Raw genomic sequence first — 10,887 nt, forward strand, 5'->3', positions numbered from 1 at the left:
GCCTTGTGTTGTGAGTGAAAGACCACAACCGACACTGACGGTTAAAGATGATGATTTATTTTTCGTGACGGATACTATCGGGAACATTTCTGGCTGTTCCCTTAACGATGGTAATCCCAGCATGGGATTGTTTTGTTGTGATACGAGATTTCTCAATCGCCTGGAGTTGCAAATTGAAGGGCGATCGCCTGTACTCCTCAGTAGTACTGCTGAAAAAGGGTTTTCACTCTCCGTTTTGTGTACCAACCCCAGAATCGACGAACGCCTTAGAGCCGAAACTGTGGGAATTCGCCGGGAAATGGTGCTGAATGGGGCACTATTTGAAGAAATAGAAATATCTAACTACAGCACAACCACTGTTAATTTTGAACTAACCATCAGCTTTGATGCGGATTTTGTTGATTTATTTGAAGTCCGAGGCTATGACAGAGAAAAACGAGGTAGGCTTTTACGTCTAGTAGAACCGACGGCTGAAGAAGGAACAGTTTCTCTGGTCGATGGTGTTTCGCCTATACCCAAAGAACCACCAATTTTTAGGGAAGAATCCTTAACACTTGCCTATCAAGGCCTGGATGGCTCAGTAATGGAATCCCGTATTTTATTCCAGCATCGCCAACCAGACTATTTCAAGGGTTATACTGCGGTTTGGCAGCTAGAGTTGGCTTCTCACGAAACTCAAAAGTTGGGCTACCGGGTGAGCATGTTGAAAAACAACCAGTCTAGTTCAACCGTAAGCGCCGCCTTCACTTTAGGACAGGCGAAAGCTGCTGAGTTGATGGAGGAGCAAAACTGGGTACAGCAAATTACACGCATTAGCTCAGATAAAAGCACCTTCAATCGAGTGATTGAACGGGCCGAGCAAGATATGTATTTGTTGCGTCAGTCTTTTGGTAAGCATAAGACAGTTTCGGCTGGAGTGCCGTGGTTTTCGACACTATTTGGGCGGGATTCGCTGATTACAGCTTCTCAAGCCCTGATGTTAAACTCGCAAATCGCCAAAGAAACCCTGATATTGCTTGCGGCATACCAAGGTAAAATCGACGACGAATGGCGCGAAGAAGAACCGGGTAAGATTTTGCACGAGTTACGTTTGGGAGAAATGGCTCGTTGTCAAGAAATTCCCCATACACCTTACTACGGTACAGTTGATGCCACTCCCCTGTGGCTGATGCTGTATGCCGAACATTATGCTTGGACTCACGATCACGAACTCCTAGAGCAACTTTGGCCAAATGCTCTAGCAGCAATGAAGTGGATCGATCGCCATACGAAAGAAACCAGCTACCTCAGTTACTTCCGTAAATCCAAACGCGGTCTTCCTAACCAAGGTTGGAAAGATTCTGATGACTGTATCGTAGACCACAAAGGAGAATTAGCCAACGGCCCAATTGCCCTCTGTGAAGTGCAAGCTTATGTCTATGCTGCAAAAATGCGTCTAGCAGAAATTGCTAGGATGAAAAAGCGGCTTGATTTGGCAGATCGTTGGCAAGAAGAGGCCAGAAATCTTAAGGTTCGTTTTAATCGAGATTTTTGGGTTGAAAACCAGGATTTTTGCGCTTTGGCTTTGGATGGAGATGGCAAGCCAGTAGACAGTATTACCTCAAATCCTGGTCATTGTCTGCAATTGGGTCTTTTCAACCACGAAAGAGCCTATAGTGTCGCAGAACGTTTGCGGGCACCAGATATGTTTAATGGTTGGGGCATTCGGACTCTGAGTAGTTTGTCACCCGCTTACAATCCAATGGGCTATCACACTGGTTCTGTTTGGCCCCATGATAACGCTTTGATTGCAATGGGATTGCGATCGCTCGGTCTTATCGATCAAGCCCTGGAAATTTTTCAAGGTTTATTCGACATGACTAGTCAGCAACCTTATCAACGTCCTCCAGAACTTTTCTGCGGCTACGAACGGAATGGTGATAATGCCCCTGTACAGTATCCAGTTGCTTGTACTCCCCAAGCTTGGGCTACTGGTAGTATTTTCCAACTGCTGCAAATGATGGTTAACTTGGTACCTGATGCTCAAAATAACTGCTTGCGAATAATCGACCCCGCTTTGCCAGAATCGATTAATCGCCTGTCCTTTCATAATTTGCGAGTCGGCCCCACCATCCTCGATTTAGAATTCGAGCGTTCTGGTACTACGACTGCTTGTCGTGTTGCGAAAAAACGCGGTAATTTGCGGGTAGTTATTGAAGCATAGGAAGGGAGTACGAGAGACTCGATTAATCGCGTCTGTACTAGGGAGTAGGGAATTTACCACTCCCTATTTTATGGTTGGTGCGATCGCTGCCGCATTTGTGACACGTTAAGACAAAATCAGTTTGGTCAATAGTAATTGCACTCTAAATAAACTAATTATTGAAGTATCAAATTAAGCTTGATACTAAATTTTTTTTTAAGAATGAATCGTGCTTTTAACGCTCTTTCATCACTCTGGGTAGAGTATAATACCCAAGAAATTACTTGGTTACAGAATTCGTCGATGATAGCACCGAGAAAATCAGTAGGAACTGTCCGCTTTATAGATGACTACTGTGAGCTGTATAAAGATATATTCCCCGAAGTAAGAAGTCAAAATGACTGGTGGGATTTTACCGGAGGATGGAAGTCCACCTGAAATAACTTGCGTCTGATTATTCAGCCTTATGTATTCTTTAATTTTCTCTCTCCTTGGCTACGTCTTTTTAAAATTCCTCACCTAGAAGCTGGATTTCTTTCACTACAAACTATCATGAATGAATTTTGTGGTTATATTTCATTCGACTCTGGATAAACCCAGAACAAAATAATTTTCACGCGTTGGGCATTAACTCCAAACCAACGGGAAGTCGAAAATTAGCCACTCTCTCGCTAGCGAGAGCTCTTACTCAAGTCCAGCGCAACAGCACTCCCGCTTATATCATAGTACTCCTGCTTTTTATGCGCTCTGCTCCCAATTCGTGCGCATCTTTTTGTCATACCCAAAACAATTGGGTTTTCATATCATTAATGAAAACTTCTTGTAGAAGTTTTATTTGTTAATAATTAATTCCTACAAATCAAAACCAAAAATCCACTTTACTACATTACTTCTATTTTTATTTTTCCAGAGTGATGAAAGAGCGTTAGTAATAATTCAAACTACTGAAATCTTTGAAGGTAAAACCGTGCTACGGACTCATATTTTTCATGAATCTGGAGAGCGCATCACAAGTACCTATCCTTTACCTGAAATTGCTGACTCTCAAAAGTTTGGTGCAGCATTAACTTATGCACGGCGATATGCGGTTTGTGCAATTTTATCGGTGACGGCAGATGAAGACAATGATGCTGAAGGCATTGCTACTCCTAAAAAGACTGAACAAGCGCAGAATAATATTAGACTTCGCAAAGACAATCAACATCTCTTGGTTCAGCCAACAAAACAAGCTGTAACTCCGCCATCAATTAACCCAAAAGATTTGCGAGTCAAAGAAGTTCGCACACTTTTGAATTATCCGTTGGATTTAGTCAAAGAATGGCTGCATTCTCGAAATGTTACGAGTCCGGGTGAGCTTGATTCTCTTCAGATTGACGAATTAGTGAAGACTATGTGTTTGGCTTGGGCTGGTAATAAGTTTGGACATCCGAATCATGCTGCTAACTCTTATCAAAAGCATATAGTTGATGGTGTAGGGCGAGGAGTAGATGAAACAACAGCAATCAGCGATTGGATGGAAGGAGCGCTTGCACAATTGCCTGAACTGAATTGAAGCAATCATAGTAAGAATTCAGGGGTCAGAATTCAGGAGTCAGAATAGTTAAAGAACCAAATAAAGACTTGATAAATATCCTAGCTTTAATAAACTTCTTATATATTCTGGCTTCTGACTTTTGGGTGCTGAATTCTTACCAATCATATCTTCTCATAACATCAATAGGAAAAATATCCTGACTTTTCCCGTTATCTTCTTGATGGAGCGATCGCTTACTATACCCCTAACTCAAAGCCCTATTCTCTCGTGACTAATTCTCATTAAAATTAAGTTGTTGAGAATGGTATATAGTGTGAAACCCTTGCTATTTCGTTGTTTCACGACTTAACGGGAAAAGTCAGCATCTGCGATAGATGCAACCTTATCGATGTCAGCTGTATCCATGACTTCTGTGATGATCCCCAGCCCGGTGACAACGCGAGCTTGAGCTAACAACTCTAAGGCACTCTCACCATGACCCTGGAAAGCGTAAGGTGAGGTACGAGGTTTGTAGGCTCCTCCTCGTAAAAACTGCGCTCCTGCTGCTTTGACTCGCTGGGTCAACGCCTGATCCAATACAGCAATTCCTCAGAGGCAGAAACGTCACGATGAAAGCTAAGTTGCTCGCATTTTAAGTAGCACGAACCGCGATGTCCTCGTCGAAGCAAAGTTTCGTTTCCCTTGGCGATGACTTCGTTAGTTTCATCATCAAAACAATTCCATTCCGAGTAGATAACTTCACCATTGAACATGATAATTGGCCAAGCTATTGTTACACTTGGTTGAGCAAGAATTGCCCAACGATTTACTTCTCTATTTGTTGCTGCGGTTCTGCCATAAAAAGGTCCATCAGCACAGAAATATACAAGATTATTGACATACTCACCTGCTAAAATGTCCCCCCGTCCTTGTCGTAGCGCTTCACAGTGGGTTGGCCACCAATGTTTATTTTCCTGTTCTACTTGCTCTAAGCTGTATTCTAGAGTTATTTCAGGTAAGGTATCATTACGTAGGGAAAGATATGTCTCTGCGTCTTTAAGTAGTTTTATTGCTAGTTCATTAGAAACTAGCTCACGCTTGGAGTAATTTACTAACAGATCATTGTAGTAGTTGGTTCGCTTCGTCATTTCAAGCCTCTAGAATCTTTAACCAATTTTCTCTGTGTATGCTTTTAATCTTGAATGCATATAATCCCTGTTTTATGAAAGCTTGGACAACCCAGTTTTCTGTGCAACCTCATGTGGAATCAGTATTAGAGTGGGATAGTATTCACGAAGCTAGTTGTCAAACTGACGACAAAGCAAGACACCAAAGAGTTATAAAGCGAATACCTTTGTTTCCTTATTGTGCGGCATCTTATTTTTTAGATGCCGTTGACACTAAATCCATGTACAACAAGGCTTAAAACTGAAGAAATCCGGAAAAACTTTACCAGATTGAAAGGGTTGGTCATAAAAACATCAACATGAATGAAGAAACTTTTTAGAAAGTTTTAGGTTTTTTCCCGGGAGAGCTATTATAATGTATATTCTTAGACGATAATATGCTGTTAAAAAACATATTAAGTTTCTGCTAAGGGTACGATCCTTACAAAAAGTAATCGAAAAGCAAAACCGTTGTTGTCCAGAATGTGTACATATAGCAGCCAGCGAAATTAGAGGGGAAAGCCTCCGTGCATGAATCGGGGGATATAACCGAGTAAGTTAGTGGTAAGAGGGCTTGAGAGCGAGTTTTTTTCTCAAGCCCTTTGCGTATAATTATGTATTTCAACATTGGTTTTAGCCAGTTAAGATAGAAAACTTAAGCGGAAAAGTTTGTGTTTTTCATCTGGATTTTAGGCAAAGTTCCAACTGAAGCGGTTTTTAGCCGACGGGAAATGTAAATAACAGGTTTTGCTAACTTTGCTAAAATTTGCATCTTGTATCATTCTCAAGAAATCGGTTATTTAAGTAATTTGCATAGGTATAATCTCTAAATTTCTTGCTAATAGGGTTAAACATTACTAACATTCCCCTAAAAAATAGAAATGTTTATTTACATCCCTTCCGGGGCGGGCGATCGCCCGTAAACAGCTTTTATTACTCTCATGAGAGTATAATCAATCTACTATTTGCTTAACTCATCAGGGGTATTTGATTGGGTTCAAGAACGGCTATTTCCACTATCACTGTGGTAGATGGTACATAAAAGAGCGCTAAGTAGTTTCGTACATTTGTGGAGGATTGAGGGTTGAAATGTAAACTCACAGAGAATTCGGAGACACTGTGCTTAACTTAGTTGCCGTTCGCCCTTGGCGTCTCGTAGGGAAGGGTACGGTGGGGAGCAAAGTAAGCCCAAGGGGAGGCACAGTCTTACCAAATTTAATTCGCTGAGAACTTATGCAAAGCTAGACGAAGCTGTTGTGCTTTGCCAAATAAACTTTTAAAGATGTACGTTTTTGAAAAATCAAATCGCGCTATTGCTTACGTCTCAAGCTTTTTAAGCTAAATAGTACATTAGTATGTGCAACTTTAAACTTGAAGGGGAGAATGTCACAGTAAAAAAAGAACTTATCTTTATCTTAAGTTTCTTATCTTGAGTGGCAAAAGTTTTGTAAAGTTAGCAAACTTAAATCAACAGGCATCAATCAATCAACTACATAGATGAGGTGCATAAGATGAGCAATCAGCAATGCTGCGAAACTTTAGATTCGTCTACATTGCCTCTGGATAAACTCCTTCGATTGCAGATTAAGTCTGCTGCCCAACGGTTGGTTGTGAGTACTAAGAAGGCACTTTGGCAGGATACGAGATAAAGGAGTATTTACTTCAATGACACCGCCCATGCTTTGCTTCTTTTACCAGCAGTGCAACTAAAGGGCAGTTTGGACTTTGCTTGGGTTATTTAGCTTATTTCGCAACAACTTTATTATTGCCACGAGTGACTTGCCCCAATTTTGTAGCAAATGTAAGTTAGGAAACGAACTATGCGTAATGACTTGTTAATTAATACTGAATCAGCGTGTTTCGTGCCTGACGAAACAGTGATCAAAACTGCTAACTACACTCAAAGGCATCGACCCACTTCTGCAAAAAGTGGCGATCGCTTTGCCTCAAATATGAGTCATGCAGAGAAGATAGCTCAAACTCAGAAACTTTTAGATAGGGCGATCGCCTATGCTTGGCACACAGTCAAGACGGAGCGCAGACCACCAGCCTTGACCCCCATACGATGGGTATGGCGGCTCGCAGGTCTTTACCATCTGTGCCACTCCACCCCGCAGCTGATGGAGGAAGCTGCCCAGCGCTTTGCTTTAGCAGACCGCCAGAGTTTGGCGCAGTGGGCTGTAAAAAAAGCCAGAGAGGAGGCAGGTCACGATCAACTCGCTCTGCTCGATATTCAGTCGATGGGATATAAAGCTCAAGCAGTTGTGGAAGCGCTTGTTCCTCCAGCTGCAAAGGCTTTAGTCGATCACTTCACCCGAACCGTGCAAGACTCAGATCCAATCGATTGCGTAGGTTATTCCTATACAGCCGAACGCCTAGCGATATGCAGAGGATTGGAATACATCCAGAGGGTAGAGGTATTGCTACCACCGGGTAAAAATGCCACTCGTTGCCTGCGCGTACACAGTGCTGTTGGCACTGACGTAGAGCACGTAGAGGAGGCAGTTGAGATGATTGCAGAACTTACTCCCAAGGAGCAGACTCGTGTGGCAAAAGCCTGTCACAAAGCCGCATTGTTGCGCTTCAGCCCAGCGAAAGAAGACTACATATCAGATGAGGAAATTCAAAATGTTTTGAAACCGTTGAAACTATTAGAACCTATATAAAACTACAGGTGAGACTTGGTTATTAACTGTTCACACAGTAACCCAACAGCCAAGGACACGTCATCCGATACAGCCTCAACAGTACAATTCAGAACAATTACAAGGAGAAAACATGAATACTATAGCAACTACAGCTATCGACGAACAATCTTTAAGTTCTGACTATTTTCCTAGCAGCCTCATTGAGAGCAGCTTAGAGGTCTTAAATGATACGGAGTTTGAGTTGGAAAATATTATGGCCAAGGAATTTCCGCAAGGATTGCCAAGCGACCTTGAGAGTGGTGATTATTAATTTTTGCCTATCTCGACATTTGGCATTGCTGATTTCAGGTATGAAAATGATTTTGCGTGATTTCAAAACTTTTGTAGAGACTAGCAATTGCAACGTCTCTACACCCAGATTCATACATTGAATCAGCAACGCCCGATATTTTAATAGATTGGACTTGAGTTAACAGTCTATCATCCCTGAATTGTCTAGCTCCTATCAAGTAGGTTTAGAGAAGCTCCGATGCTGACTACACCTAACTACCTAACAGCTGGACAGTCAGGGATTGATACTTATCAAGCAAATGAAATATCCTCTCTGTTAAGCTGATTTTTCAGGTAAGGTTTGTGGTGAGACTCTCTAGAATGGTGAACTGATTACTGATTTCATACAATTGCTTGCCGAAGTTATCTTTCATAAGCCCCCAATACTTTCAGCGTCGCAATCATTGCTGTCGTTAAGCCTGTAATCCCTCTGATGTTCATTCCCTCATAGAATTTTTCAGCTTTTAAGGTTTTTAAGCACTCACTTGTGATAATATCCCAAAGTCGAATTGTTTCATCAGCACCACTGCTAGCCAAAGTTTGATTATCTGGGCTAAAGACAACTGACCAGATCCAAGCCGAATGTCCACGCAATGTTTTTTTGCATTCGCCTGTATTCACATCCCATAATTTTACTGTGTAATCGGGACTGCTACTGGCTAGAGTCTGACCGTCCTGACTAAAGATGACTGCTTTAACGATACCATTTGCACAAACCTCAAAAGTTTTAAGACAGCTACCAGTACTGATATTCCACAACCGGATTTTTCCATCGTAACTGGCACTTGCTAGCAGTTGACCATCTGGACTAAAAGCAATTGACCAAACCCAATTCTTATGCCCCTCTAATGTTCCTTTACACTCACCAGTACTAATATCCCACAGCTTGACTGTCTGATCCCAAGCGCCACTCGCTAGCGTTTTCCCTTGAGGACTGAAAGCAACTGATTGGACTACAGCACGATGTCCCTGGAAAGTTTGCAAGGCTTGACCCGTATTAACATCCCACAACTTCACTGTTTGATCACCACTGCCACTTGCCAGTATTTGACCATCTGGACTAAAGGCAACTGACAAGACTACAGCACGATGTCCCTGGAAAGTTTGCAAGGCTTGACTCGTATTAACATCCCACAACTTCACTGTTTGATCGTCGCTACCACTTGCCAGTGTTTGCCCATTTGGACTAAAGGCAACCGCTCGAACCGCAGCACGATGTCCCTGGAGAGTCTGCAAGACTTGACCTGTATTCACATCCCACAACCTTAGCGTGCAGTCGTGACTGCCACTTGCCAACATCTGACCATTTGGACTGTAAGCAACTGACCATACCTGACTGGTATATCCACTGAGAGTTTTGATACACTGACCAGTGCTAACACTCCATACCTTCACTGTTTGGTCTTCGCCGCCACTGGCGAGAAGATCCCCTTGCAGGCTAAAGACAACAGAAAATACCCAACCAGAATGTCCCTGAAAAGTTTTGATACACTCACCAGTGCTAACACTCCATAGCTTTACTGTCTGGTCATGACTGCCACTAGCGATGAGATTACCTTGAGGGCTAAAGGTAACTGACCAGACCGCAGCATGATGCCCCTGTAGAGTTTTGATGCATTCACCAGTGTTGAAATCCCATAACTTCACTGTTTGGTCATCACTACTACTCGTTATTGTCCGACCGTCAGGATTGATACTGATTGATCGTATTCCATCACGATGTCCCTGGAAAATTCTAAGGCATTCACCAGTGCTGACATCCCACAATCTAATTGTATTGTCATCACTGCCGCTCACCAGCATCTGACTATCGGGATGAAAGACTGCACAGATTACCCAACTTGTATGCCCCCGAAAAATTCTAAGACATTCAGAGGTACTAACACTCCATAGCCTCATTAGATGGTCATTACTGCCACTTAATACCGTGTTACCATCTGGACTAAAAACAACCGACCAAACCTCAGTATTGTTATGTTCCCGAAAAGTTTGGATGCATTGGCCTGTACTGATATCCCACAGTTTTACAGTAGAGTCAGCACTCCCGCTTGCAATGGTTCTGCTATCAGGACTGAAGGCAAGCGACACAACCCAGTTAGTATGTCCCTTACAAGTAAAAATTTGTTGCCAATCCGAAACTTGGTAAAAGCGAATCTCGCCATTGGTATCACCCAAAGCTAAAAGTTTGCCATTAGGGCTAAAGGACAGCGACGAAACTCCACCGAAGGTTTCAGTAAAAACAGACCTATCAAAATTGGCGTTTTGAAAATTGACATCGTGCAATTTCACATTCCGCAGGTCTGCTTGCCAAACACTCAGATCAGAAAAATCATAGCCGCTAAGATCACTCTCTAGATAACAAAGCAAATTGAGAATATTTCCAGCTGTATAACTTTGTTCTAAGGGCGATGTCTTTTGTAACGCGGCTAAAATTTGGGTTAGCTGATTCTCCACGTTTTTTTTGCTTCTTAAGACAGTGAGCAATCCATCTATAACTGGCTTAAAAATGAGGCGAATTTGAATCTCTCTCACGTAGTCTTTCGCCGTCGCCTTCATCAAAGCATGACACCTAAATAAATCAAGATTCTGAGTTTCAATCTCCTGACAAACTACCTCTATCAATTGCTGAGTCACATACTCCATGACTACAGGTTGTAGCGTGAAGAGTGCTGTGCTTTTCTCAACCAAGGAGCGCCTTGCCAGAGACTCCAGAGCCTCCAGTAAGTTTTGTGGTGGTATTGGTGATACAATATCCTCTCGTATTTCTGATAGTGAAACTGGCTCACGATTGATTGCTAGCCAGTACATAATATCCTTCTCTAAATTTGCCAAGCGCGAAAAGTGCTGGTCTAACAGATCACGAATGCTGCCAAAAACAGCCGTGTAATGTTGCAGAAATTCAGAGACATTACCATCAAAAACATCTTGGATCGTTGTCGCTACTATCTTCAAAGCTTGGGCGTAATGAATATCGGTAACCGCCCAACTGTAAATGGTACTTATTCATCTGCGGAAATACATTTATTAGATTGGTATGGTGATTTGTAT

General features: G+C 42.4%; 6 protein-coding genes and 3 pseudogenes. 6 read left to right on the forward strand and 3 right to left on the reverse strand.

The genetic code is table 11. The features are described 5' to 3' along the window. A partial coding sequence (locus tag LC574_RS09110) for an amylo-alpha-1,6-glucosidase (RefSeq protein WP_229453078.1) occupies positions 1-2,203 on the forward strand: 2,203 nt, incomplete at its 5' end. A gap of 814 nt (positions 2,204-3,017) precedes the next feature. Then, positions 3,018-3,734 carry an ERF family protein gene (locus LC574_RS09115; protein ID WP_267871465.1) on the forward strand — a complete coding sequence of 239 codons (717 nt, stop codon included), beginning with the start codon at positions 3,018-3,020 and terminating at the stop codon, positions 3,732-3,734. A 345-nt stretch (positions 3,735-4,079) separates the two neighbouring features. On the opposite strand, the pseudogene LC574_RS09120 reads toward LC574_RS09115, so the two are convergent. Together LC574_RS09120 and LC574_RS09125 are read right to left on the reverse strand one after the other, a co-directional pair. Then, positions 4,080-4,295, reverse strand: a pseudogene (locus LC574_RS09120) (3-deoxy-7-phosphoheptulonate synthase); the annotation flags it as partial. Beyond that, on the reverse strand, positions 4,277-4,843 hold the full coding sequence (locus LC574_RS09125) for a hypothetical protein (RefSeq protein WP_229453081.1): 567 nt from the start codon (positions 4,841-4,843) through the stop codon (positions 4,277-4,279). The pseudogene LC574_RS09120 and the gene LC574_RS09125, both read right to left, overlap by 19 nt. Positions 4,844-4,917: 74 nt before the next feature. On the opposite strand from LC574_RS09125, the gene LC574_RS09130 reads away from it, so the two are divergent. From LC574_RS09130 to LC574_RS09140, 3 genes are all read left to right on the forward strand, one after another. Beyond that, the gene (locus LC574_RS09130; protein ID WP_229453083.1) at positions 4,918-5,121 is read left to right on the forward strand and encodes a hypothetical protein; all 204 of its coding nucleotides are present in this window, start codon (positions 4,918-4,920) and stop codon (positions 5,119-5,121) included. Positions 5,122-6,681: 1,560 nt separating this feature from the next. After that, the gene (locus LC574_RS09135) at positions 6,682-7,527 is read left to right on the forward strand and encodes a hypothetical protein (RefSeq protein ID WP_229453084.1); all 846 of its coding nucleotides are present in this window, start codon (positions 6,682-6,684) and stop codon (positions 7,525-7,527) included. A 112-nt stretch (positions 7,528-7,639) separates the two neighbouring features. Then, complete coding sequence (locus LC574_RS09140) at positions 7,640-7,819, forward strand: hypothetical protein (protein ID WP_229453086.1); 180 nt, start codon at positions 7,640-7,642, stop codon at positions 7,817-7,819. Between the two features lie 383 nt (positions 7,820-8,202). Here LC574_RS09140 and LC574_RS09145 read toward each other — a convergent pair. Next, positions 8,203-10,794: pseudogene (locus tag LC574_RS09145) on the reverse strand (pentapeptide repeat-containing protein); the annotation flags it as partial. On the opposite strand from LC574_RS09145, the pseudogene LC574_RS09150 reads away from it, so the two are divergent. Next, positions 10,789-10,887, forward strand: a pseudogene (locus LC574_RS09150) (riboflavin kinase); the annotation flags it as partial. The pseudogenes LC574_RS09145 and LC574_RS09150 sit on opposite strands and share 6 nt — an antisense overlap.

The sequence above is a fragment of the Nostoc sp. CHAB 5715 genome, from assembly GCF_020829685.1.
Classification (GTDB): Bacteria; Cyanobacteriota; Cyanobacteriia; order Cyanobacteriales; family Nostocaceae; genus Nostoc.